This is a genomic window from Microbacterium altimontanum (assembly GCF_058349865.2).
Window position 1 is genome coordinate 52,683 of record NZ_JBYRJB020000010.1, and the last position, 22,742, is coordinate 75,424.

Sequence of the window (22,742 nt, forward strand, 5' to 3'; positions counted from 1 at the left end):
CCGCCTCACGAGGTACCGAGCGGCGCACAGTCCCGCCCGGGTCAGGATGCCGTCGCCCGCTCCTTGCGGACGAAGAGCGTCTCCGTCTGCTCGAGCTCCATGCCCTTGGTCTCGGGCACGCGCCAGAGCACGAAGACGAACGACAGAGCGGCGAACAGCGCGTACATCCCGTAGGTGATCGGCAGCGACCAGCTCGACATCGCCGGGAAGCTCACGGTGATCGCGAAGTTCGCGAGCCACTGTGCGCCGGCCGCGACGCCGAGCGCCTTGCCGCGGATGCGGCTCGGGAAGATCTCGCCCAGGAGCACCCAGACGAGCGGCCCCCACGACGCGCCGAACCCGATCACGAAGACGTTCGCGGCGACCAGGGCGATCGGCCCCCACGGAGCGCCCAGCGACACCTCGCCCTTCGCGTCCGTCGTGGCGAACATGAACGCGACCGCCATGAGGGCGAGGGACAGCGTCATCAGCACGGAGCCGGTGAGCAGGATGGGCTTTCGTCCCACCCGGTCCACGAGGAAGATCGCGACCAGGGTGACCAGCACGTTGGTGATCGAGGTCACGACGCTGATGCCGAGGGACGCGCTCTCCGGGAAGCCGACCGAGCGCCACAGCGTCGTGGAGTAGTAGAAGATCACGTTGATCCCCACGAACTGCTGGAACACGCTGAGGATGATGCCCACCCAGACGATCGGCTGCAGGCCGAGCGCCGGCCCCCGCAGCGAGACGCCGGCGTTCTTGCGATCGGCCTCGATCGCACTGCGCAGGTCGTTGACGGTCTTGTCGAGGTCGACCTCGGGCACGAGACGCGCGAAGATCTCCCGTGCCTCTTCGTGCCGCCCCTGGGCGAGCAGGTAGCGCGGGGATTCCGGGACCGTGAACGACAGGATGCCGTAGACCAGCGCGGGGATCGCGCCGACGATGAACATCCAGCGCCACGCGTCCATCCCGAACCAGAGGGGATCGTTCGCGCTTCCGGCCGACCATGCGAGCAGCGCATCGGACAGCAGGGCGACGAAGATGCCGAGCGTGATCGCCAGCTGCTGCAGAGATGCCAGCCCGCCGCGGATCTGCCGGGGGGCGATCTCCGAGATGTACGCCGGTGCCACGACCGACGCGATGCCGATGCCGAGTCCGCCGACGACGCGCCAGAACCCGAGGTCCCACACCGTCACGCACAGCCCCGCGCCGATCGAGCTGGCGAAGAACATCACGGCGCCGAGCAGCATGACCCGCAGCCGCCCCCACCGGTCGGCGAGCTGCCCGGCGATCACCGCGCCGACGGCGCAGCCGAGCAGGGCGATCGCCACGATGAAACCGGTGACGAACGCGTTCAGCGCGAAGTCGTGCTCGATCGAGTTGACAGCGCCGTTGATGACCGAGGAGTCGAATCCGAAGAGGAACCCGCCGACGGCCGCGGCGATGGAGAGGCCGATGGCCCGCCGCCCGTAAGGGCCGCGCAACGTGAAGGTACTCGTGGAGAGGGATTCCGTCGGACTCATGCCCCGACGATAGCGGCGAGTCGATCACGGCGTCAGGGGGTTGCACCGTGCGCCGATACAGTGAAGGGGTGCCCGTGACACTCCTCGGTGCGGCCGAGATCCGCGCCCTCGCCGCCGAGATCGACGTGACCCCGACGAAGAAGCTCGGGCAGAACTTCGTGGTCGACGCCAACACCGTGCGCAAGATCGTGCAGACCGCCGACGTGCGCGCCGGCGAGAGTGTGGTCGAAGTGGGGCCGGGACTCGGGTCGCTGACGCTGGCGATCCTCGAGGCGGGTGCGCGCGTCACCGCGGTGGAGATCGACCACCGCCTGGCAGCCCTGCTGCCAGTCACCGCGGCGTCGCACGGGGTGGCCGATGGAGCACTCACGGTGGTGGATGCCGATGCGCTGCGGGTGACCGAGCTTCCCGGAGAGCCGACGGTGCTCGTGGCGAATCTTCCCTACAACGTGTCCGTCCCGGTGCTGCTGCACTTCCTCGAAACGTTCGGCCAGCTGCGGCGCGGCGTCGTGATGGTGCAGGCCGAGGTGGGGGAGCGCCTTGCGGCGCCGCCGGGATCGAAGACGTACGGCAGCCCCAGCGTGAAGGCCGCCTGGTACGGGAGCTGGCGGTTGGCAGGAACCGTGTCGCGTCAGGTGTTCTGGCCCGTGCCGAACGTCGACAGTGTGCTGGTCTCGTTCGTGCGCGACGCGGAGCCGCGCGGCACGGAGGACGAGCGGCTGAGCACGTTCGAGATCGTGGATGCCGCATTCGGCCAGCGCCGCAAGATGCTCCGGCGGGCCCTCTCCAGCGTCCTCGGGGGCACCGCCGCCGAGGCATCCCTCGTCCTCGAGCGTGCCGGCGTCGCCCCGACGGCACGCGGTGAGCAGCTCACGATCGACGACTTCATCGCGATCGCCCGCGCGCGAGGCGAGCACTCGTAGCACATTGCGCGACTCGGGGGCGGTGGGGCATCGCCTCCATCCTGTCGCACTCGCTCCCACCCTGCACGCGCACCGCGCAATCGGTAGCCTGGTGAGGTGAGCGAGCAGCAGCGGTTCCGCGCCGACATCCCCGACATCCATCGCCCCTACACCGCCGCGGCAGGCCGCTACGGCGCGTTCGACTACCGCCAGGTCGGCGATTCCGGCCTGTACCTCCCGCCGATCTCGCTCGGCCTGTGGTGGAACTTCGGCGACAACATCCCGTTCGACCGGCAGCGCGAGCTGCTGCGCCACGCGTTCGACGCCGGCGTCACGCACTTCGACCTCGCGAACAACTACGGCCCGCCGTACGGGTCGGCCGAGACCAACTTCGGCCGCATGCTGCGCGAAGACTTCCGCCCGTACCGTGACGAGCTCATCATCTCGTCGAAGGCCGGGTGGGACATGTGGCCCGGGCCGTACGGCGATCTCGGCAGCCGCAAGTACATCCTCGCGAGCGCCGAGCAGTCGCTCACCCGCATGGGGCTCGACTACGTCGACATCTTCTACTCGCACCGAGTCGACCCCGACACCCCCGTGGAGGAGACGGTCGGCGCCCTCGACACGCTCGTGCGCCAGGGCAAGGCCCTGTATGTCGGCATCTCGTCGTACAGCGCCGAGCGCACCGCCGCGGCCAAGGCCGTCGCGCGCAGCCTGGGCACGCCGCTCGTGATCCACCAGCCGGCCTATTCGATCCTGAACCGCTGGGTCGAAGACGGCCTCACCGGAGTGCTGCGCCAGGAGGGGATGGGCGCGATCGCGTTCACCCCGCTCGCGCAGGGCCTCCTGACGAGCAAGTACCTCGGCGACGGCACCGCGGAACGGGCGCAGCAGCGCTCGTCCCTGCCCGAGGGACGCCTCTCCGACAAGGGCCTCGCGGCCCTGCGCAGCCTCGACGTGATCGCGAAGGAGCGCGGCCAGACGCTCGCCCAGATGGCGCTGCAGTGGGTTCTGCGCGATGGGGTGGTGGCCTCCGCGCTCATCGGCGCATCCCGGCCGGCGCAGCTCGACGAGAATCTCGGCGCCCTCGGCGGCCCCGCCTTCGACACCGCCGAGCTCGAGCAGATCGACCGGTTGAGCGATTCCATCGATGTCGACCTGTGGGCGGTGTCGGCCCGACTGTGAGCGAAGCCGCCGTCGTCGACCGCGTGCGCGTGCGCGCCCCGGGGAAGATCAACGTCTTCTTCGAGGTCGGTGCGCCCGGCCCCGACGGCTACCACGAGGTCGCGTCGGCCTATCAGGCGGTCTCCGCCTATGAGGACGTGTGGGCGAGCCCGTCGGCCGACTTCACCATCACCGTGGCGGGCAGCGTCGACGTGAGCGGCGTGCCGCTCGACGAGTCGAACCTCGCGCTGCGCGCCGCGCGACTGCTCGCGACGGAGATCGGCCACGACGGCGGGGTGCACCTCGATGTGCACAAGGCGGTGCCCGTCGCGGGCGGCATGGGGGGTGGGTCGGCGGATGCGGCGGCCGCCCTCGTCGCGTGCGACGCGCTGTGGGGCGCGGGCCTTTCGACGTCCGATCTGCTGCACCTGGGCGCGCGGCTCGGCGCCGATGTGCCGTTCGCACTCATGGGCGGAACCGCCGTCGGCACCGGGCGCGGCGACCAGCTCAGCCCGGCGCTCGCGCGCGGCAGATTCGACTGGGTGCTCGCCACGAGTGACGACGGGATGTCGACCCCCGCCGTGTACGCGGAACTCGACGAGTACCGCATCGACGCGGGACCGCGCGTCGTCGCGCCGGGCCGTCCGGCCGTCTTCCCCCCGGTGCTGCAGGCGCTGCGGCAGGGGGATGCCGAGCTGCTCGGCCGGCTGGCGCACAACGACCTTCAGCCGGCGGCCGTGCGGCTGAGGCCGGCTCTCGACGACCTCATCCAGCTCGGGCTCGACGAGGGCGCGCTCACCGGTATCGTGTCAGGCTCGGGCCCCACCGTCGCGTTCCTGGCGGAGGACGAGCGCTCGGCGATCGCCCTGCAGATCACGTTGAGCGCGGCCGGTCATCAGACGCTGCACGTGCACGGACCGGTGCCCGGCGCGCGTGTCGTGCTCTGACTCATCACACCGCCGACTCATTCCGACGACCACGGGAGGACACCCATGGACACCGCACTGACCGACCGCCACCGCGACGGCGACGTCGATGCCGCATCGGCCGCGCGCCTGGAGGCCCTCGGGCTCACCCTGCGCGCCGTGCCGCACGAGCGCCCCGCGTTCGACGGGTGGCTGCAGGCGACGGCTCGCGGATTCCTCGATCCGGAGCGCACCGAGGAGCAGATCGCCGGCTCGTTCGACCGCAGCGGCTACCGTCGGGTGATCGGCGTGTACGACACCGCCGCGCCGCAGCAGGACATCCCGGTCGGCACGTTCGCGACCTGGGTGAGCGAGCTCAGTCTCCCCGGCGACACCGTTCTGCCCGCTCTCGCGGTGAGCGCCGTCACCGTCTCGCCGACCCACGCCGGCCGGGGGATCGCACGCGCCATGATGGAGGGCGAGCTCCGCCACGCGGCGGGCCTCGGCATCCCGCTCGCCGCACTCACCGCCAGCGAATCGACCCTCTACGGACGGTACGGCTTCGCGCCGGCGGCTGCGGCGGCGACCTGGACGATCGAGGCGAAACGGGCCGGATGGGTCGGGCCCGCTGCGCCGGGCCGCGTGGACTTCATCACGCGAGACCAGGCACGCGCGCTCGCACCCGGGCTGCACGAGCGCATCCGCCGTTCCCGCCCCGGCGAGCTCGCGATGCCCGACGCGCACTGGGGCCGGTTCACGGGAACGGATCCGGATGCGAAGAAGCCGGCGGCCGTCCGCGCCGTGCAGTACGCCGACGCATCCGGCGACGTGCAGGGCGTCGCGCTGTACACCGTCACCGAGAACCACGACGACTACACGAAGTCGAGCATCCGCGTGGAATACCTGCTCGCCGCCGACGACGAGGCGTACGCGGGGCTCTGGCGCTTCCTGCTCGAGCTCCCGCTGATCGGGACGATCACGGCGACCGAGCTGTCGACGGACGAGCCGCTGCTGTGGATGATCGCCGACCAGCGCGCCGCACGCATCACCGTCAACGACCACCACTACGTGCGCGTCCTCGACGTTCCGGCCGTCCTCGGCGCACGGCGCTACGGCGCCGAAGGGCGACTCGTCGTCAGCGTGACGGATCCGCTCGGCCTCAGCGAGGGACGCTGGTTTCTCGAGGTCGGCCCCGACGGCACGGCCCACGTGAGCGCCGCCGCCGCCGGCGGACACGGGGACGTGCCTGTGCTGACCCTCGGCACGACCGAGCTGTCCGCGATCTGCCTCGGCGGTGTGTCGCCGGCGACGCTCGCTGCCGCCGGACGCGTCGATGCGACGGATGCGGGAGCCGCGACACGGATGTTCGCCTGGCACGTGCCCCCGCGGTTGAGCTTCTGGTACTGACATGGGGCAGGACTGCGGCCGCACCGGCGCCGGTGTCTGAGGGCTGCACTAGTGTCTTACGCACGCGAGAAACGAGCGGCATGGAGGGAACCATGAGAGCACGACTCGGAGACATCACGATCGCAGAAGCCGACGAGGGCGACCTCGTCCGCATCGAGGGGAACTGGTACTTTCCGCCGGAGTCCGTCGATTTCCACCTGCTCCAGACGAGCGACACGCCCTACACGTGCCCGTGGAAGGGCGAGTGTCAGTACTACTCGGTCAAGATCGGCAACGAGATCCTGAAGGATCGGGCCTGGGCCTATCCCACCCCGTATCCCAGCGCGATCGAGAAGGTGGGCACCGACTTCTCGGGCTACGTCGCGTTCGACAAGGATGTCGAGGTCGCCGACTGAGCGGCGCGCACGGCGGGCGGAGCATCGCATGATCGAGTTCCGCGCCGTGGAGAAGCAGTTCCCCGACGGCACGCGCGCCGTGCGGGACTTCGACCTCGTCATCCCCGCGCACAAGACCACCGTGTTCGTCGGATCGAGCGGATGCGGCAAGACCACCCTGCTGCGCATGATCAACCGGATGGTCGAGCCGACGGCCGGGGTCATCGAGATCGACGGCGACGACATCGCCGCCCGCCCGGCGGTGTCGCTGCGCCGCGGCATCGGCTACGTCATGCAGAACTCCGGGCTCCTGCCGCACCTCACGGTGGAGGACAACATCGCCACCGTCCCGGTGCTGCAGGGAGTCAAGAAGAAGGATGCGCGTGCCCGCGCCCGGGAGCTCATGCACACCGTCGGACTCGACGAGGCGATGGCTCGTCGCTACCCCGGGCAGCTCTCCGGTGGCCAGCAGCAGCGCGTGGGAGTGGCGCGAGGACTCGCGGCCGATCCCAACATCCTCCTGATGGACGAGCCGTTCGGGGCCGTCGATCCGATCGTGCGCACCGAGCTGCAGTCCGAGCTGCTGCGTCTGCAGCGCGAGATCGGCAAGACGATCGTGTTCGTGACGCACGACATCGACGAGGCGTTCCTGCTCGGCGACCAGGTCGTGATCCTCGAGATCGGCGCGCAGATCGCGCAGGTCGGCACGCCCGACGAGATCATCGAGAACCCGGCGTCCGATTTCGTCGCGAGCTTCATCGGCGCCGACCGCGGCAAGCGCGCGCTGCGCCTCAAGCAGACGCCGCACGGCACCGTCGTGGTCGACGGGAGCGGACGTGCACAGGGGGCGCTCGTCGACGGGGAGTCCGGATGAGCTGGATCGCCGACAACATCGGAACGATCCTGGGGCTGTCGCTCATCCATGTGCGGCAGAGCGTCATCGCGATCGTGCTCGGCTTCGTGATCTCCGTGCCGCTCGGCTGGGTGGCCTGGCGGTACCGGCTGCTGCACGGCCCGATGCTGCTGGTCACGGGGCTGCTCTACACGATCCCGTCGCTGGCGCTGCTGGTCTTCATCCCGGTCGTCCTCGGGATCACGGTGTTCAGCGATCTGAACCTCGTGATCACCCTCACGATCTATGGCATCGCGCTCATGGTGCGGGCCGTCGCCGACGGACTGGAATCCGTCGATGAGGACGTCCGGCTCGCCGCCGTCGCGATGGGATACGGGCCGTGGCGCCGGTTCTTCACCGTCGACCTCCCGCTGTCGGGCCCTGTCGTCCTCGCCGGGCTCCGCGTCATGGCGTCGAGCACGATCGGCCTCGCGACGGTGGGCATCCTCGTGGGGGTGCAGAACCTCGGCTACCTCTTCACGAACGGCCTGCAGCGCCGCATCCTCGTCGAAGTGTTCTCGGGGATCGTCGCGGTGATCGTCATCGCGCTCATCGTCGACGTCGTGCTCGTGCTCGCGGGGAGGGCCCTGCTGCCGTGGGCGCGCGCGCCGCGCCGGCCGCGCGTCGCGGCGCCGGCGATCACGGAGGCGCTGGCATGAACTTCTTCCTCGACGCCATCCGCTGGATCTTCTCCGGCGACCTCTCCGGAACCGCGCCGATCCCGGTCGCACTCGGCGTGCATCTTCTCTACACGGCGGTGTCCGTGCTCATCGCGGCCGTCATCGCGATCCCGGTGGGCTGGGCGATCGGGCACACCGGCCGGGGGAGGGATGTCGCCGTCGCGATCTCCGGCGCGGCACGCGCCATCCCGTCGTTCGGGCTGTTCATCCTCCTCGTGCTGCTGATGGGCGTGATCCACAAGCCGGAAGCGGCGGTCGTGACGTTCGTGGTCCTCGGCATCCCGTCGATCCTCGCCGGCGCGTACTCCGGCTTCGAGGCGATCGACCGGTCCGTGGTCGACGCCGGTCGTGCGATGGGCATGACGCCGTGGCAGGTGCTGTGGCGCATCGAGGTGCCGCTCGGGCTCCCGCTGCTCGTGGCCGGCATCCGCTCGGCCGCGCTGCAGGTCGTCGCCACCGTCACGATCGCCGCGTACGTCGGCATCGGCGGCCTCGGCGAGTACATCCTGACCGGACTGCCGCTGCGCCAGCTCGACATGGTGCTGGGCGGGGCGATCCTCGTCGCCGCGCTCGCCCTCGTGCTCGATGGCGTCTTCGCGCTGCTGCAGCGTCTCGTGACGCCGCGCGGTGTGCGCGGTGCGACGAAGCGGCGGCGTCCCTCCTCCGCGCGGCTGAAGGCCGCGACCACCTGACCCCCAGAGAAAGAGAATCACATGATGCACGCACGCAAGACCCTCGCCGTGGCGGCCGCTGTCGTCGGCGCCGCGCTCGCGCTCGGCGGCTGCGCGTCGAGCAATCCCCTGGACCAGCCGTCGGGATCGACGAGCGCCGACTTCTCGACGATCGTCGTCGGCTCGCAGGCGTACGCCTCGAACGAGATCATCGCCGAGATCTACGCCCAGGCGCTGGAGGGCGCGGGGATGACCGTGGACCGGCAGTTCAACATCGGGCAGCGCGATGCATACATGCCGTCGATCGAGAGCGGCAAGATCCAGGTGTTCCCCGAGTACACCGGGAACCTGCTGCAGTGGCTCGACAAGAAGGCGACCGCCACTGCGCCGGACGACGTGTACACCGCACTGCAGAAGGCCATGCCCGACGGGCTGACGGTGCTCGACATGGCGACCGCGACCGACCAGGACTCCTACACGGTCACGAAGGCGTTCGCCGACAAGTACCACCTCGTCACGATCGCCGATCTGGCGAACGTGAAGGAGAAGCTCACGCTGGGCGGCAATCCCGAGCTCGCCGACCGTCCCTACGGGCCGAAGGGCCTCAAGACCGTCTACGGCATCGACATCGGCTTCCAGGGCACCGGCGACACGACGGTGGAAGACCTCGTGGCCGGAACGGTGAACGTCGCCGACGTCTACACGTCGGACCCGCGCATCAAGACGAAGAACCTCGTCGTGCTGCAGGACCCGAAGGGGATGATCCTCGCTTCGAACGTCGTGCCGGTCGTCTCCAAGAGCGTCGCCGACAAGGTCGAGGGCGTCATCGACGCCGTGCAGGCCAAGCTCACGCCCGAGGCACTCGTCGACATGAACGTGCAGAACACCGTCGATCAGAAGTCGCCGGCCGACATCGCGAAGAAGTTTCTCGCCGACAACGGCCTGAAGTGATCGGGTGCTGAACCGGGGCGCCGAACCCCGTCCCGGTTCAGCCTTCGAACTGTTCGCTGAGTTCCAGCCAGCGCTCCTCGAGCTGAGCGCTTTCGGCCGTCATCGCGTCCCGCTCGGCCTGCAGCGAGACGAGGGCGGAGTAATCGTCGTGAGCGTCGGCGAGCCGCTCGTCGACGCGGGCGATCTCGCCCTCGAGCTTCTGCAGCCGGCGGTCGATCGCGTTCAGTTCCTTCTGTGCGCTCCGCCGCTCGGCGCCGGAGAGCGCGGATGTCTCGGCCTGCGACGCGTTCGGTCGTGTGGCCTCTGCGTTCGACCCCCGCCTCTGATCGTCGCGCAGGCGCAGGTACTCGTCGACACCGCCGGGAAGGTGGCGGAAGCGGCCCGCGAGGATCGCGTACTGCTGGTCGGTCACGCGCTCGAGGAAGTACCGGTCGTGCGAGACGACGAGCAGCGTGCCGGGCCACGAGTCGAGCAGCTCCTCCATCGCGGCGAGCATGTCGGTGTCGAGGTCGTTCGTCGGCTCGTCGAGGATCAGCACGTTCGGCTGGCTGAGCAGGACCAGCAGCAGTTGCAGGCGCCGCTTCTGGCCGCCCGAGAGGTCCTTCACCGGCGTCGAGAGCTGCGCGCTCGCAAACCCCATCCGCTCGAGCAGCTGCCCCGGCGTGAGCTCGGTCGCCTTCGAGCCGGAGCCGAACGTGTAGCTGGTGCGCAACCCTTCCAGCACGAGCCGAACCGGCTTGTGCAGGTGCTCGTCGAGCTCGTCCATGCGCTGCGAGAGGGCTGCCACCTGCACCGTCTTGCCGCGCTTGACGCGGCCCGACGTGGGGGAGACGGTGCCGTCGACGAGGCCGAGGAGCGTCGACTTTCCGGCGCCGTTCACGCCGAGGATCCCGGTGCGCTCACCGGGGGCGATGCGCCACTCGACCTCGTGCAGCACCTCGCGGGCGGCGTCTGTGTCGGGATCGGGGTACGAGACGGATGCGTCGAGGAGGTCGACGACGTCCTTTCCGAGCCGGGCCGTCGCGAGCGACTGCAGCGCGACGGTGTCGCGCAGCGGCGGCACGTCGGCGATGAGCGCGTTGGCGGCGTCGGTGCGGAACTTCGGCTTCGAGGTGCGGGCCGGCGCTCCGCGGCGCAGCCAGGCGAGCTCGCGGCGCGCGAGGTTCTGGCGCCTCGCCTCTGACGCGGCCGCCTGCCGGTCGCGCTCTACGCGCTGCAGGATGTACGCGGCATATCCGCCCTCGAACGGCTCGACGAGACGGTCGTGCACCTCCCACGTGTCGGTGCAGACCTCGTCGAGGAACCACCGGTCGTGGGTCACGACGAGCAGCGCACCCGAGTTCGCCGGCCAGCGGTTCTTCACATGGCGGGCGAGCCACGCGATGGCCTCGACGTCGAGGTGGTTCGTCGGCTCGTCGAGCGCGATTACGTCGAGATCCTGCGCCAGGAGCGCGGCCAGCGCCACCCGACGGCGTTGGCCGCCCGACAGCATCCCGATCCGGCCGTCCCACGGCAGGTCGGCGACGAGCCCGGCGATGACATCGCGGACCCGCGCATCCCCCGCCCACACGTGCTCGGGAGTGTCGCCGGTGATCGCGTGCCCGACCGTCTCGGCGTCGTCGAGGGTGTCCTGCTGGTCGAGCACGCCGATGCGCACGCCGCCGCGCACGGTGACCTTGCCGGCGTCGGGCTCGACGCGTCCCGTGAGCATGCCGAGCAGGCTCGACTTCCCGTCGCCGTTGCGGCCGACGATGCCGATGCGGTCGCCCTCGTCGACGCCGATCGTCACGGAGTCGAACACGACCCGGGTCGGGTACTCCAGGTGCAGGGACTGGGCGCCGAGAAGATGTGCCATATCCCTCCCAGCGTAGGCGAGGATCTTTGGCAGATTGTGGGGTCATGCGCGCAGCACACGGCTCCGACATCTCGCGACGGTCGGCCGAGGTGACGGCGGCGCTCGACGACGGGCTCCCCGACGAGTTCGAGGGCCTGCCCACCCGATTCGCGTTCTCGGGTGAGCGGGCGATCAGGCACCACATCGATGTCGGCTCGCTCGAGAATTTTCTTGCAGCGACGCTGGGCTGCGACCCACGCCGGGGACTGCGTCCGGTCGACTGGCTCTCCCTCACGGGACAGGCTGTGCTCGAGGTCACCGCCGGTCCGGTCTTCGCCGACACCGGCGAGATGGCGCGGGTGCGGCGCGATCTCGAGTGGTACCCCGACGACGTGTGGCGCCACGCGGTGGCGTGCGACTGGGAGCAGATCGCCGAGGAGCTTCCGCTCATGGCGCGGGCGGGGGAGGCGGGGGACGAGCTGGGCTCGGCTGTCATCGCCGGTCGCATCGTGCACCAGGTCATGCATCTGACGTTCCTGCTCGAACGGCAATGGCCTCCGTATGCGAAATGGCTGGGAACCGCCTTCGTGAGGCTGCCGGCGGCGGAGGCGATCGCCCGTCCGCTTCACGACACGCTGGCACGCCGCTCCTGGCGGCAGCGACAGGGTGCTCTCAGCGATGCGCTGGAGCTCGTCCTGAGGCGACAGCACGCAGTGGGGCTCACCTCCGTAAGCCCCGCGACAGTGCCGTTCTGGGATCGCCCCTACCGTCACCCGAATCCGCTCATCGTCGACCAGCTGCGCGGCAGCGTGCGCGATCCCGCCGTGCGCGCTCTGCACCCGGGAGTCGGAAGTGCCGAGCAGCGCAGTGACGCCGTTCGGCCGCTGATGGATGCCCGCGCTCGCCGCGCGATGGTCGCCGCAGGCTGAGCCGCGTCGTCACGCGGAGAAGCCGGCGTCGGCCGCCTCGTCGTCGGCCGGCGACAGCAGCGTCTCGATGCCGATGCGCACGGTGTCGCCCAGGCCCACGTTCTCGTGCTCCCGGATCGTGCGCGACACGACGAGGGAGTAGACGCCGTCCGAGCCCGGAAAGATCGAGGTCGACCAGCGCGACGAGCCGAGCGTCGCCTGCACCTTCACGGAGTTGAAGCCGGCCGGCGGATGGGGCATGTCGGCGATCTCGGCCGAGACGTCGGCGGGCAGCGGGGCGAACACCCACAGTTCTCGGCGTGCCGTCCACCGCGCGAGCGTGGCGGAGAACTCGTAGCGGATGCCGGCCATGGCACCACCTTAAGCGTGGATGCTGACTTCGCCCTCGGTGAGGGAGCGCAGGGTCTCGCCGCGGCGATCGACCTGTCCCAATTGCACACCGGGAGCGTGCTTCCTGTGCAATCGGGCCAGGTCGATGCGCTCACCGAAGGTGCGCGCGGCGCGGCGCGATCGGATGCCTCGTCACTGAGTGGACGTGATCCTTCGGTTCGCACCGGCCAAGCGTGGGATCGCGTCCAGCCTGCGGCGAGGTTCACGACCGGTTCAGTCGCCCTCGCGTCGTGTGCCGCCGCAGCGCCAGCACGCGGTGCCCGCCGGTCCCTCGATCATCGCCCCGCAGTCTGCGCACAGGCGCGGGAGCCAGCACGCCGCGTCGCCGCCGGTCGGCTCGCTCGCGCTCGCCCGGTCGGACGGCACCTCGCCGTCGTCCTGCCCCATGTGCCCATCATGCCGCGTCATCTCGGGCGGCGGTGCGGATTGCGGCTGATACGTTCGGCGTATGACCGCCGCGCACGTCGTCGCCCACCCGCACGTGCTCTACGTCGGCACTCCCGCCTACCTGGTCGCATCCGTCAACGCCGACGGCACCGCGAACCTTGCCGCGGCGAGCTCCCACTGGGCGCTCGGGAGCATGCTGTGCCTCGGCATCGAGGCCGACGGTCAGACGGCGCACAACATGGCGGCCCGGGCCGACATCACCGTGAACTTCCCGTCGTCGCAGCTGTGGCCGGCCCTGGTGCGGCTGGCGCACCTCACGGGGCGCGACCCAGTGCCCGAGTCGAAATCGGAGAAGTACCGTTACGTCGCCGACAAGTTCGCCGCCGCACGCCTCACCCCGCAGGAGTCCGACCTCGTGGCGGCGCCGCGCGTCGCCGAGTGCGCGCTGCAGTTCGAGGCGTTCGTCCGGCGGATGACACCCGGCGTCGACACCGGCTACTTCATGGTCGAGGCGGAAGTGGTGCGCGTGCACGCCGACCCCGCGATCGTGCAAGCCGGGACCGACGAGATCGATCCCCGGCAGTGGCACCCGCTCGTGTACGCGTTCCGGCACTTCTTCGATCGCGGTGTCGAGGTGGGGTGGCTGCCCTCGAGCCGCATCGCCGCCGGCCCTCCGTCGATCGACTGATCGTCACACGTCGACTGATCGTCAGACGTCGAAACCCAGGCTGAGCTTTCGCAGCAGCGCGGCGAGCTTCTCGCGATCGCCGCGCGAGATCTGCGACAGGAGCACCGCCTCCGCGTCGACGAGGCGCGTGATCGCCGCGTCCACCCGGATCCTCCCGTCGGGGGTGAGGACCACGAGGATGCTGCGACCGTCGGCGGGGTCCGCCTCCCGGCGCACCAGGCGGCGGCCGACGAGACGGTCGATGCGGTTCGTCATCGTGCCCGACGACACGAGGGTCTGCTGCAGAAGCTGCTTCGGGGTCAGCCGGAACGGCTCCCCGGCGCGGCGCAGCGCCGACAGCACGTCCCACTCCCACGGTTCCAGCTCGCTCCGGCGGAACGCCTCACGCCGCGCCCGGTCGAGATGCCGGGAGAGCCGGTCGACGCGCGACAGCACCTCGAGCGGCGAGAAGTCGAGATCGGGCCGCTGCCGGTCCCACGCCTCGACGATCCGGTCGACTTCGTCGGTCTGCTGGGGCATGGGTCCATTATCGCGGGGCGCCCGGTGACGATCTGGCAGACTTGACGAGGCCGCGGCACGCGGCGGTCCGCCGTGGTGTAATGGCAGCACGACAGCCTTTGGAGCTGTGAGGTCCAGGTTCGAGTCCTGGCGGCGGAGCATGGCAGAGAACATCATCGACCAGGGCCTCGCCGTCGTCATCCTCGCGGCCGGCCAGGGCACGCGGATGAAGTCGGCGCTCCCGAAGGTGCTGCACACGATCGGCGGCCGGCCCCTCGTCGCGCACGTGCTGCACAGCGCGTACGGGCTGAACCCCGCCGACGTCGTCGTGGTCGTGCGCCACGAGCGCGACCGGGTCGCCGAGGCGATCGCCGAGAACGCCCCGAGCGCACGCATCGTCGACCAGGACGAGGTGCCGGGCACCGGCCGTGCCGTCGAGGTCGCCCTCGACGCGCTCACCGGCTTCGCCGGCGATGTGCTCGTGCTCAGCGGCGACGTGCCGCTGCTCGATGTCGACACCCTCACCGCGTTCGTCGCCGGGCACCGCAGCGCGGGGGCCGCGGTCACGCTCATGACCGCCGTCGTCGACGATCCGAACGGCTACGGACGCGTCATCCGCGACGCAGCAGGGGCCGTCGACCGCATCGTCGAGCAGAAGGACGCGACGCCCGACGAGGCGGCGGTGCGCGAGATCAATGCCGGCGTGTATGTCTTCCGGGCCGATGCCCTCCGCACGCACCTGCCGACGATCGGCACCGCGAACGCCCAGGGCGAGAAGTACCTCACCGACGTCGCGGGCCTCACCCGCCGGGCCGGCGACCTCGTCGCCGCATCCGTCGTCGCCGACGTCACCCTCACCTACGGCGTCAACGACCGCGCACAGCTGGCCGAGGTCGGGCGGCTCCTCAACGCGCGCACCGTGCGCCGCTGGCAGCTCGAGGGCGTCACCGTCGTCGACCCCGCCACGACGTGGATCGACGTCACGGCCACGCTCGCTCCCGATGTCACTCTCCTTCCCGGCACGCAGGTGCTCGGTGCCACGACCGTCGCGACCGGGGCCGTGATCGGTCCCGACACGAGCCTCGTCGACTGCGAGGTGGGGGAGCGCGCCGTGGTGCGCCGCGCCGACGCGACGCTCGCGGTGATCGGCGCCGACACGAACGTCGGCCCGTTCGCCTACCTGCGCGCCGGCACGTACCTGAACGACGGCGGCAAGATCGGCACGTTCGTCGAGACGAAGAACTCCACGATCGGCGCCGGCAGCAAGGTTCCGCACCTCTCCTACATCGGCGACACCACGATCGGCACGGGCGTGAACCTCGGCGCCGGCGCCATCACGGCGAACTACGACGACATCGCGAAGCACCGCACGGAGATCGGCGACGAGGTCCACACCGGCTCGCACAACGTCTTCGTCGCGCCCGTTAGGATCGGAGATGGCGCGAAGACCGGGGCGGGTGCCGTCATCCGCAAGGATGTGCCCGCCGGAGCCCTGGCCCTCAGCGTGGCACCCCAGCGCAATGTCGAGGGGTGGGTCGAGAAGAACCGATCGGGCACGAAGGCGGCGGATGCCGCGGTCCGCGCCCGGTCCGCAGAGAAAGCCGGCGATGGGCCACAAGGACAAGAAGGTTGATCTCGATCGCGAACGCGGCATAGCACCGGGACTGGTCGCCAAGACCAAGAAGCGCCTCGTCGTCGCGTCGGGCCGCTCGCACCGGGCCCTGGCGAGCGAGGTGGCACAGGCGCTCGGCACCGAGCTCGTGCCGACCGAGTACCGCACGTTCGCGTCGGGCGAGATCCTCACCCGGTTCGAGGTGTCGGTGCGCGGCTGCGACGTCTTCCTCCTGCAGTCGTTCGGTCCGCCGGTGAACGAGTGGCTCATGGAGCTGCTCATCATGCTCGACGCGGCCAAGCGCGCCTCGGCGAAGCGCATCACCGTCGTCGCGCCGTACTATCCGTACTCCCGGCAGGACAAGAAGGGCCGCGGCCGCGAGCCGATCAGCGCCCGCCTCGTCGCCGACCTGCTGAAGACCGCCGGCGCCGACCGCGTCATGAGCGTCGACCTGCACGCCGCGCAGATCCAGGGCTTCTTCGACGGCCCCGTCGACCACCTGTTCGCCCAGCCGGTCCTGCTCGACTACTTCAAGCGGACCCTGAGCGCCGCCGACCGTGAGAACCTCACCGTCGTCTCGCCCGACACGGGCCGCGTGCGGGTGGCCGACCAGTGGTCCGACTCCCTGGGCGCCCCCCTCGCCATCATCCACAAGCGCCGCGACCCGAACGTCGCGAACCAGGTGACGGTGAACGAGATCGTCGGCCGCGTGCGCGGCCGTGTCTGTCTGCTCGTCGACGACATGATCGACACCGGCGGCACGATCCTGAAGGCGGCGCAGGCGCTCAAGGAGAACGGGGCGGAGCGGGTCATCGTGGCGGCCACGCACGCGGTGTTCAGCGATCCGGCCGTCGAGCGCATGCAGAGCGACGCGATCGACGAGGTCGTCGTGACCGACACGATCCCGCTGCCCGAAGACAAGCTGTTCCCCGGACTGCGGGTCCTGCCGATCGCGCCGCTTCTGGCACGCGCGATCCACGAGGTGTTCGTCGACGGCTCGGTCACGAGCATGTTCGACGGCGCCGCCTGACGCGTCGTGCTCGCCTCGATCACAGCGGTCTGGAATCGCGGGTTCGCCCTCCTCGGGCGGATCTCGATGTACCGGCTCGCGCTGCTCGCGCTGGGAGTGCTCGCCGGCGTCGCGTTCCTGCTGTCGCTGCTCGACCTCGTCGGCCCCGGCTGGGGGGAGATCCTCGCGACTGCCGCCGTGCTCGTGGTGGTGAGCGCCGTGGTGGATGCGCTGGCGCAGCGCCTCCTGAAGCTGCCGTGGCGCGTCGAGTCGTCGCTCATCACCGCCGGCATCCTCCTGTTCGTGCTGCGTCCGTCGCTGGATCCGCTGGGGCTCGCCGGCATCGCGATCGCCGGCGCCGTCGCGTCGGCGTCGAAGTACGTCCTCGCCTGGCGTGGCCGGCACGTGTTCAACCCCGCCGCCGTGGGTGCGACGGTGCTCACGCTCATCACCGTGCTCACCGGCGCGTACGGTCTCGGCGCATCGTCGTGGTGGGTCGGCTCGCCCGTCCTCGGCCCGCTCGTGCTGCTGCTGGGCGTCATCGTGCTGTGGCGCACCGAGAAGCTCCGGGTGATCGCGCTGTTCTGGGTCGTCGCGCTCGTGGTCGGAACGATCAGCGTCGCCCTGCAGTACCGCCAGCAGGGGATCGACCTCGGCGTGTGGGACGTCGTGAGTCAGCAGCTGTGGTCGTCGCCCATCCTGTTCCTCGGCGCCTTCATGCTGTCGGAGCCGCTGACCCTGCCGCCCCGTCGCTGGCAGCAGCTCGTGGTCGCGGCGGTCGTCGGCGTGCTCGTCGGGTGGGCGCCGATGATCGGGGAGGTTAGCCTCGGCCAGGAACGCGCCGTGCTGATCGGCAATGTCGTGGCGTTCGCGTTCTCCGTGCGCGCTGCCGTCCGTCTCGTGTTCGAGGGGCGCACCGTCCTCACCCCGACGGTGCGCGTCCTGAACTTCCGCGCGAGCCGCGGATTCTCGTTCACCGCGGGGCAGTTCCTCGAGCTCGACGTGCCGCACCGGCATCCCGATGCGCGGGGCACCCGCCGTGAGTTCAGCATCGTCTCGGCGCCGGAGGACCTTCCGCAGGTGCGCATCGCGTTCCGCGAAGGCGGCGGCGCCCAGTCGAGCTACAAGAAGGCCCTCGCCGCCGTGCAGCCGGGCGACGCCCTCGCGGTGACCGGCGTGTGGGGCGACTTCGTGCTGCCCCGGCATCGCGGCAGCCGCCTGCTGATGGTCGCCGCCGGCATCGGCGTGACGCCGTTCGTCTCCCATCTCAGGCACCTGGCGGGCTCCGGACAGGAGCGCGACATCGTCCTCGTGTATGTGGCGTCGGATGCGTCGGAGCTCGCGTTCCGTGACGACCTCGAGGCCGCCGGCGTTCGCGTCGTCGTCTTCACCCGCGACCGTCCGGAAGACCTCGCGCCGGGCTGGGAATGGGCGCACGGCGTGCGCCTCGACGCCGCGGGGCTGCAGCGCTGGGTGCCCGACATCGCCGAACGGCACGCGTACGTCTCGGGCCCGGCGGCGCTCATCGCCGATCTCGCGCCGGCGCTGGAGAAGGCACGGTCGATCACGACCGACGCGTTCAGCGGCTACTGATCGACGGCCGCCTCTTCGCCCGTGGGTCGCGCGGTGCCCGCGTCCGGGGCCTCGGGCCGGGCCGGCAGCCGCACCTCGAACGTCGTGTCGCCGGGCACGCTGTGGACCGTGATCGTGCCCTTGTGCGCGGCGACGATCGCCCGGACGATGGACAGTCCGAGTCCGGTGCCGCCCGTGTTGCGGGCGCGCGAGCGATCGGCCCGCGCGAAGCGCTCGAAGAGCTCCGGTGCGACCGACGGATCGACGCCCGGTCCGTTGTCGTGCACGCGCAGCACGGCCTCCGAGCCCTCCTGCAGGACACTCGTCGTCACCCGGGTGCCCGCCGGTGTGTGGGTGCGGGCGTTCGCCAGCAGGTTCGCCGCGACCTGGTGCAGGCGCGGGGCGTCGCCCGCGATCGTCACCGGATCCTCCGACACGTCCACCACCCACCGGTGGTCGGGCCCCGCGGCACGGGCGTCGCCGACAGCCTCGACGGCGAGGCGGCTGAGGTCGACGGCCCCGACCACGAGCTCCTGCCCTTCGTCGAGGCGTGCCAGGAGCAGCAGGTCCTCGACGAGCGCCGTCATGCGCAGCGACTGCGCCTGGATGCGCTCGAGCGATTGCGTGGTGGTGTCGCTCAGCGACGCATCCCGCAGCGAGAGCTCCGAGTAGCCGCGGATCGACGCGAGCGGGGTGCGCAGCTCGTGACTGGCGTCGGCGACGAACGAGCGCATCCGCTGCTCGTTGCGCTGCCGCGCCTGCAGAGACGTGCCGACGTGGTCGAGCAGCGTGTTCAGCGCAGCCCCCACCTGCCCGATCTCTGTGTGCTCGTCGATCTGCGAGGCGGGCACGCGCTCGGAGATCGACACGTCGCCCTCGGCCATCGGCAGCGCCGCCACGCGGGTCGCCGTGTCGGCGACGGCGCGCAGCGGCTGGAGCGCGCGGCGGACGACGACCGCGATCGCGGCCGACAGCAGGAGCAGACCGCCGAGGGTCACCAGCAGCACGGTGGTGAGGATCTGCGCGATCGTCTGGTTCACTTCCGACAGCGGAAGCCCGCCCGCGACCGCGAACGAGTCGCCGATCCGTCCCGACCGCATGCGGTAAGCCCCGAGAGCGTCGACGTCGACGGTCACGGGGTCGGCGCTGTGCTGCAGGCCGGTGACGACGTTCTCCACCTGCTCGGCGCTCAGCTGGCGGACGTTGCCGTCGTCGTCGACGTAGGCCCCGTCGGGAAGGCCTCCGGCGGGCACCACGACGAGCAGGAAGCCCGCGGTCCGCTTCGGCGAGCCGTCGAGGGTGTGGTAGGCGAGCATCCCGTCGTTCGTGATCGACGGGCGCGGAAGGCTCTGCAGCACGAAGGTCGTGGCCCCCTGCACCTTGTTGTCGAGGTTCTGCTGCAGGATGGTGCCGAGGATCGCGCTCGTGCCACCCGCGATCACGGCGAGGATGAGCGCGACGATGCCGATGACGGTCGCCATGAGGCGGGTCTGCAGGCTGAATCGCCGTCGCGTGAGCCGCACCCGTGGAGCGGTCTGTGTCACTGAGGGGCTTTGATCATGTAGCCGACGCCGCGCACGGTGTGGATCAGCGGCTCCTCGCCCTGATCGATCTTCTTGCGCAGGTAGGAGATGTACAGTTCCACGACGCTCGAGCGGCCGCCGAAGTCGTAGTTCCACACCCGGTCGAGGATCTGCGCCTTCGAGACCACTCGACGCTGATTGCGCATGAGGTAGCGCAGCAGCTCGAACTCGGTGGCGGTGAGCTCGATCTCGCGCCCTGCGCGCTCGACCTCGTGGCTGTCCTCGTTGAGGGAGAGCTCGCCGACGCGCAGGATCGACTCCGCCTCGACGGCGCGGGCGGTCCCCGCCCGGCGCATGAGCCCCCGGAGCCGCGCGACGACCTCTTCCAGGCTGAACGGCTTCGTGACGTAGTCGTCGCCGCCCGCGGTGAGACCGCTGACCCGGTCGCTGACCGAGTCCTTGGCCGTGAGGAAGAGGACCGGCACGTTGTTGCCGCTGTGGCGCAGCCGCTGCAGCACGCTCATGCCGTCGAGGTCGGGCATCATGATGTCGAGGACCATGGCGTCGGGCGCGAAGTCGCGGGCGGCCTGCAGGGCCTCGAATCCGCTCGCCGCCGTGCGGACCTCCCATCCCTCCATGCGCAGCGCCATCGAGAGCAGATCCGTCAGCATCTGCTCGTCGTCGACGACGAGGATCCGGGGCGAAGCGCCGTCAGCGCGGTGGAGCGAGGTGCCGGCTTCGGTCATGGTCATGCCCCGATTCTCGTCCGAAGACTGTGAGGTCCCTTTGGCACAGCCTATGTCGCATCTGTGAATCCGGGAAGGGTGGTCGCTGCTGTCTCAGGACCGCCGGGGAGCGAGCAGGAACGCGAGCAGCAGCATCAGCAGCATCCCGACGGTCGCGCCGAGCGTGTTCGCGACGATGTCGCGCAGGTCGGGCACGCGCGTGCTCAGCAGCATCGCCTGGGCCGTCTCGATCGCGGCGCTGATGAGTGCTCCGATCACGGGGGCGGTCCACCAGCCGCGCACGCCGAACCACAGCACCGCGAGGATGCCGAGGGGCATGAACATCGCGACGTTCGCCGCGAACTCGACGCGGTCGAACGTGATCCACGCCGTCGACGGGTGCGCCGCGAACCACTGCAGCAGCCGGTCGAGGCCGGCTGCGATCTCGTCGCCGTACGGGCGGGCGCGCAGCGTCATCCACGCGACGGCCCAGAGATAGCCGGCCGACAGGGCGGTCAGCACGATGCGGGCCGCGGTGCGCTGCACGCGCATCCCCGCGGTGACCCGCATGCTGCCGACCGCCATCGTCAGTGCGTGTCCTGTGCGGCGATCTCCGACCGGTCGCCCGACCACAGCGTGTGGAAGGTTCCGGGGCGGTCGGTGCGGCGATACGTGTGTGCGCCGAAGAAGTCGCGCTGCCCCTGGATGAGGGCGGCGGGGAGCCGGTCGGCGCGCAGACCGTCGTAGTACGCGAGCGACGACGAGAACGCGGGCGACGGGATGCCGGAGCTCGCCGCCTGCGCGACGATGCGGCGCCACGCGTCCTGCGCACGCTCCAGGGCGGCGACGAAGTACGGCGCGGTGAGCAGCACCTGCAGGTCAGGGTCCTCGGCGTAGGCGTCGGCGATCCGGTTGAGGAACTGCGCACGGATGATGCAGCCGCCGCGCCAGATCTTCGCGACGGCGCCGAGGTCGATGCGCCAGCCGTACTGCGCGGCGCCCGCGCGGATCTCGTCGAAGCCCTGCGAATACGCGACGATCTTCGAGGCGAACAGCGCCAGGCGGACATCTTCGATGAAGCGATCGGGGTCGTCGACGTGCAGCGTCTGGTCGGGGCCGGGGAGGTCGCCCGCCACGCGCCGCTGCTCGGGGTGGCTCGACAGCGAGCGCGCGAACACCGCCTCCGCGATTCCGGAGACGGGGACCCCGAGGTCGATCGCGGTCTGCACGGTCCAGCCACCGGTGCCCTTGGCTCCGGCCTGGTCGACGATGACATCGACGAGGGCGCCGCCGGTGGACGCATCCGTCTGGCGCAGCACCTCGGCCGTGATCTCGATGAGGTAGGAGTTCAGCTCGCCGTCGTTCCACTGGGCGAACACGTCGGCGATCTCGGCGGGCGTCCTGCCCGTGCCGCGGCGGATCAGGTCGTAGGCCTCCGCGATGAGCTGCATGTCGGCGTACTCGATGCCGTTGTGCACCATCTTCACGAAGTGCCCGGCGCCGTCGTGGCCGACGTGCGTGACGCACGGCTCGCCCTCGGCGACGGCGGCGATCGAGCGCAGGATCGGGCCGAGCGTCACCCAGGACTCGTCGGAGCCGCCGGGCATGAGCGAGGGGCCGAGCAGGGCGCCCTCCTCGCCGCCCGAGACTCCCATGCCGACGAAGTTGATGCCGGTGGCGCGCACCGCCTGCTCGCGGCGGATCGTGTCGCCGAAGAGGGCGTTGCCGCCGTCGACGATGATGTCGCCGGGCTCGAAGACCTTCAGGAGCTCGTCGATCACGGCGTCGGTCGCCGGCCCGGCCTTGACCATGATGATCGCGGTGCGCGGCTTCTGCAGGCTCGCGGCGAACTCTTCGTACGTCGAGGTCGGGACGAAGCCGGCGGTCGCGTAGTCGCTGATGAGCTTGTCGGTCTTCGCCGTGCTGCGGTTGTAGACCGCGACGGTGTTCCCCTCGCGGCTGGCGAGGTTGCGGGCGAGGTTCGAGCCCATCACCGCCAGGCCGATCACGCCGATGTTCGCTGTGGGGTTGCCGTCGCTCACGCGCACTCCTTGCCGGGAAGGGTTCAGGTTCGGTCCCAGCCTAAAGCGTGCAGCGGATCGGCCCCGCCGTGTTGCGGGAGCGCAG

Annotated in this window: 23 protein-coding genes and 1 tRNA gene; 15 read left to right on the forward strand and 9 right to left on the reverse strand. The window is 70.4% G+C overall.

Annotated elements, in window-relative coordinates; genetic code table 11:
• Positions 1–41: 41 nt before the first annotated feature.
• Positions 42–1,502, reverse strand: a complete 1,461-nt coding sequence (locus AC3RX1_RS15965; RefSeq protein ID WP_491502259.1) for a sugar porter family MFS transporter — start codon at positions 1,500–1,502, stop codon at positions 42–44.
• Positions 1,503–1,570: 68 nt separating this feature from the next.
• On the opposite strand from AC3RX1_RS15965, the gene rsmA reads away from it, so the two are divergent.
• The 9 genes from rsmA to AC3RX1_RS16010 all read left to right on the forward strand — a co-directional run bounded on the left by rsmA (position 1,571) and on the right by AC3RX1_RS16010 (position 9,448).
• Entirely contained in the window at positions 1,571–2,425 is an 855-nt protein-coding gene (rsmA, locus tag AC3RX1_RS15970; RefSeq protein ID WP_491502260.1) for a 16S rRNA (adenine(1518)-N(6)/adenine(1519)-N(6))-dimethyltransferase RsmA, read from the forward strand.
• A 96-nt stretch (positions 2,426–2,521) separates the two neighbouring features.
• The gene (locus AC3RX1_RS15975) at positions 2,522–3,589 is read left to right on the forward strand and encodes an aldo/keto reductase (RefSeq protein WP_491502261.1); all 1,068 of its coding nucleotides are present in this window, start codon (positions 2,522–2,524) and stop codon (positions 3,587–3,589) included.
• Positions 3,586–4,515, forward strand: a complete 930-nt coding sequence (locus AC3RX1_RS15980) for a 4-(cytidine 5'-diphospho)-2-C-methyl-D-erythritol kinase (RefSeq protein ID WP_491502262.1) — start codon at positions 3,586–3,588, stop codon at positions 4,513–4,515. The genes AC3RX1_RS15975 and AC3RX1_RS15980 overlap by 4 nt, the downstream gene beginning before the upstream one ends.
• A 45-nt stretch (positions 4,516–4,560) precedes the next feature.
• Positions 4,561–5,880, forward strand: coding sequence for a GNAT family N-acetyltransferase (locus AC3RX1_RS15985; protein ID WP_491502263.1), 1,320 nt, complete (start codon positions 4,561–4,563; stop codon positions 5,878–5,880).
• A gap of 92 nt (positions 5,881–5,972) precedes the next feature.
• Positions 5,973–6,275: a DUF427 domain-containing protein gene (locus AC3RX1_RS15990; protein ID WP_491502264.1), complete on the forward strand. Its 303-nt coding sequence runs from the start codon at positions 5,973–5,975 to the stop codon at positions 6,273–6,275.
• Positions 6,276–6,303: 28 nt separating this feature from the next.
• A complete protein-coding gene (locus tag AC3RX1_RS15995; protein WP_491502265.1) occupies positions 6,304–7,128 on the forward strand; it encodes an ABC transporter ATP-binding protein in 825 nt (274 codons plus the stop codon).
• Positions 7,125–7,805: an ABC transporter permease gene (locus AC3RX1_RS16000; protein ID WP_491502266.1), complete on the forward strand. Its 681-nt coding sequence runs from the start codon at positions 7,125–7,127 to the stop codon at positions 7,803–7,805. The genes AC3RX1_RS15995 and AC3RX1_RS16000 overlap by 4 nt, the downstream gene beginning before the upstream one ends.
• Positions 7,802–8,518, forward strand: coding sequence for an ABC transporter permease (locus AC3RX1_RS16005; protein WP_491502267.1), 717 nt, complete (start codon positions 7,802–7,804; stop codon positions 8,516–8,518). The genes AC3RX1_RS16000 and AC3RX1_RS16005 overlap by 4 nt, the downstream gene beginning before the upstream one ends.
• A gap of 21 nt (positions 8,519–8,539) precedes the next feature.
• A complete protein-coding gene (locus AC3RX1_RS16010) occupies positions 8,540–9,448 on the forward strand; it encodes an ABC transporter substrate-binding protein (protein ID WP_491502268.1) in 909 nt (302 codons plus the stop codon).
• Between the two features lie 37 nt (positions 9,449–9,485).
• Here the strand turns inward: AC3RX1_RS16010 and AC3RX1_RS16015 are convergent, their stop codons facing one another.
• Complete coding sequence (locus AC3RX1_RS16015; protein ID WP_491502269.1) at positions 9,486–11,303, reverse strand: ABC-F family ATP-binding cassette domain-containing protein; 1,818 nt, start codon at positions 11,301–11,303, stop codon at positions 9,486–9,488.
• 44 nt (positions 11,304–11,347) lie between these two features.
• Between AC3RX1_RS16015 and AC3RX1_RS16020 the strand changes: the two genes are divergently transcribed.
• On the forward strand, positions 11,348–12,211 hold the full coding sequence (locus AC3RX1_RS16020) for a DUF4037 domain-containing protein (RefSeq protein ID WP_491502270.1): 864 nt from the start codon (positions 11,348–11,350) through the stop codon (positions 12,209–12,211).
• Positions 12,212–12,220: 9 nt separating this feature from the next.
• Here the strand turns inward: AC3RX1_RS16020 and AC3RX1_RS16025 are convergent, their stop codons facing one another.
• Together AC3RX1_RS16025 and AC3RX1_RS16030 are read right to left on the reverse strand one after the other, a co-directional pair.
• The gene (locus AC3RX1_RS16025) at positions 12,221–12,562 is read right to left on the reverse strand and encodes a DUF1905 domain-containing protein (RefSeq protein ID WP_491502271.1); all 342 of its coding nucleotides are present in this window, start codon (positions 12,560–12,562) and stop codon (positions 12,221–12,223) included.
• 252 nt (positions 12,563–12,814) lie between these two features.
• Positions 12,815–12,988 (reverse strand): hypothetical protein, encoded by a 174-nt coding sequence (locus AC3RX1_RS16030; RefSeq protein WP_491502272.1) that lies wholly within the window; start codon positions 12,986–12,988, stop codon positions 12,815–12,817.
• A gap of 61 nt (positions 12,989–13,049) precedes the next feature.
• Between AC3RX1_RS16030 and AC3RX1_RS16035 the strand changes: the two genes are divergently transcribed.
• On the forward strand, positions 13,050–13,676 hold the full coding sequence (locus AC3RX1_RS16035; protein WP_491502273.1) for a flavin reductase family protein: 627 nt from the start codon (positions 13,050–13,052) through the stop codon (positions 13,674–13,676).
• Between the two features lie 21 nt (positions 13,677–13,697).
• Here AC3RX1_RS16035 and AC3RX1_RS16040 read toward each other — a convergent pair whose 3' ends face one another.
• Positions 13,698–14,195 (reverse strand): MarR family winged helix-turn-helix transcriptional regulator, encoded by a 498-nt coding sequence (locus tag AC3RX1_RS16040; protein WP_491502274.1) that lies wholly within the window; start codon positions 14,193–14,195, stop codon positions 13,698–13,700.
• Positions 14,196–14,261: 66 nt separating this feature from the next.
• Here AC3RX1_RS16040 and AC3RX1_RS16045 point away from each other — a divergent pair.
• The 4 genes from AC3RX1_RS16045 to AC3RX1_RS16060 all read left to right on the forward strand — a co-directional run bounded on the left by AC3RX1_RS16045 (position 14,262) and on the right by AC3RX1_RS16060 (position 18,388).
• Positions 14,262–14,333: transfer RNA gene (locus AC3RX1_RS16045), tRNA-Gln, on the forward strand.
• Position 14,334: 1 nt separating this feature from the next.
• Positions 14,335–15,807, forward strand: coding sequence for a bifunctional UDP-N-acetylglucosamine diphosphorylase/glucosamine-1-phosphate N-acetyltransferase GlmU (gene glmU, locus AC3RX1_RS16050; protein ID WP_491502275.1), 1,473 nt, complete (start codon positions 14,335–14,337; stop codon positions 15,805–15,807).
• Positions 15,782–16,816, forward strand: coding sequence for a ribose-phosphate diphosphokinase (locus AC3RX1_RS16055; RefSeq protein ID WP_491502276.1), 1,035 nt, complete (start codon positions 15,782–15,784; stop codon positions 16,814–16,816). Before glmU ends, AC3RX1_RS16055 begins: the two co-directional genes overlap by 26 nt.
• A gap of 6 nt (positions 16,817–16,822) precedes the next feature.
• Positions 16,823–18,388 (forward strand): ferredoxin--NADP reductase, encoded by a 1,566-nt coding sequence (locus AC3RX1_RS16060; protein ID WP_491502277.1) that lies wholly within the window; start codon positions 16,823–16,825, stop codon positions 18,386–18,388.
• Here the strand turns inward: AC3RX1_RS16060 and AC3RX1_RS16065 are convergent.
• From AC3RX1_RS16065 to gnd, 4 genes are all read right to left on the reverse strand, one after another.
• Positions 18,382–19,911 carry a sensor histidine kinase gene (locus tag AC3RX1_RS16065; RefSeq protein ID WP_491502278.1) on the reverse strand — a complete coding sequence of 510 codons (1,530 nt, stop codon included), beginning with the start codon at positions 19,909–19,911 and terminating at the stop codon, positions 18,382–18,384. The two genes, AC3RX1_RS16060 and AC3RX1_RS16065, sit on opposite strands and share 7 nt — an antisense overlap.
• Positions 19,908–20,636: a response regulator transcription factor gene (locus tag AC3RX1_RS16070; RefSeq protein WP_491502301.1), complete on the reverse strand. Its 729-nt coding sequence runs from the start codon at positions 20,634–20,636 to the stop codon at positions 19,908–19,910. The genes AC3RX1_RS16065 and AC3RX1_RS16070 overlap by 4 nt, the downstream gene beginning before the upstream one ends.
• A 93-nt stretch (positions 20,637–20,729) precedes the next feature.
• Complete coding sequence (locus AC3RX1_RS16075) at positions 20,730–21,200, reverse strand: VanZ family protein (RefSeq protein ID WP_491502279.1); 471 nt, start codon at positions 21,198–21,200, stop codon at positions 20,730–20,732.
• Between the two features lie 2 nt (positions 21,201–21,202).
• Complete coding sequence (gene gnd / locus AC3RX1_RS16080; RefSeq protein WP_491502280.1) at positions 21,203–22,657, reverse strand: NADP-dependent phosphogluconate dehydrogenase; 1,455 nt, start codon at positions 22,655–22,657, stop codon at positions 21,203–21,205.
• Positions 22,658–22,742 lie beyond the last annotated feature (85 nt).

What these genes read in the sequence shown, in the direction of transcription:
- AC3RX1_RS15965 (WP_491502259.1), bottom strand. Translation starts at nt 1,502, where the DNA reads ATGAGTCCGACGGAATCCCTCTCCACGAGTACCTTCACGTTGCGCGGC.
- AC3RX1_RS15985 (WP_491502263.1), top strand. Translation starts at nt 4,561, where the DNA reads ATGGACACCGCACTGACCGACCGCCACCGCGACGGCGACGTCGATGCC.
- AC3RX1_RS15990 (WP_491502264.1), top strand. Translation starts at nt 5,973, where the DNA reads ATGAGAGCACGACTCGGAGACATCACGATCGCAGAAGCCGACGAGGGC.
- AC3RX1_RS15995 (WP_491502265.1), top strand. Translation starts at nt 6,304, where the DNA reads ATGATCGAGTTCCGCGCCGTGGAGAAGCAGTTCCCCGACGGCACGCGC.
- AC3RX1_RS16000 (WP_491502266.1), top strand. Translation starts at nt 7,125, where the DNA reads ATGAGCTGGATCGCCGACAACATCGGAACGATCCTGGGGCTGTCGCTC.
- AC3RX1_RS16005 (WP_491502267.1), top strand. Translation starts at nt 7,802, where the DNA reads ATGAACTTCTTCCTCGACGCCATCCGCTGGATCTTCTCCGGCGACCTC.
- AC3RX1_RS16010 (WP_491502268.1), top strand. Translation starts at nt 8,540, where the DNA reads ATGATGCACGCACGCAAGACCCTCGCCGTGGCGGCCGCTGTCGTCGGC.
- AC3RX1_RS16015 (WP_491502269.1), bottom strand. Translation starts at nt 11,303, where the DNA reads ATGGCACATCTTCTCGGCGCCCAGTCCCTGCACCTGGAGTACCCGACC.
- AC3RX1_RS16020 (WP_491502270.1), top strand. Translation starts at nt 11,348, where the DNA reads ATGCGCGCAGCACACGGCTCCGACATCTCGCGACGGTCGGCCGAGGTG.
- AC3RX1_RS16025 (WP_491502271.1), bottom strand. Translation starts at nt 12,562, where the DNA reads ATGGCCGGCATCCGCTACGAGTTCTCCGCCACGCTCGCGCGGTGGACG.
- AC3RX1_RS16030 (WP_491502272.1), bottom strand. Translation starts at nt 12,988, where the DNA reads ATGGGGCAGGACGACGGCGAGGTGCCGTCCGACCGGGCGAGCGCGAGC.
- AC3RX1_RS16035 (WP_491502273.1), top strand. Translation starts at nt 13,050, where the DNA reads ATGACCGCCGCGCACGTCGTCGCCCACCCGCACGTGCTCTACGTCGGC.
- AC3RX1_RS16040 (WP_491502274.1), bottom strand. Translation starts at nt 14,195, where the DNA reads ATGCCCCAGCAGACCGACGAAGTCGACCGGATCGTCGAGGCGTGGGAC.
- glmU (WP_491502275.1), top strand. Translation starts at nt 14,335, where the DNA reads ATGGCAGAGAACATCATCGACCAGGGCCTCGCCGTCGTCATCCTCGCG.
- AC3RX1_RS16055 (WP_491502276.1), top strand. Translation starts at nt 15,782, where the DNA reads ATGGGCCACAAGGACAAGAAGGTTGATCTCGATCGCGAACGCGGCATA.
- AC3RX1_RS16070 (WP_491502301.1), bottom strand. Translation starts at nt 20,636, where the DNA reads ATGACCGAAGCCGGCACCTCGCTCCACCGCGCTGACGGCGCTTCGCCC.
- AC3RX1_RS16075 (WP_491502279.1), bottom strand. Translation starts at nt 21,200, where the DNA reads ATGGCGGTCGGCAGCATGCGGGTCACCGCGGGGATGCGCGTGCAGCGC.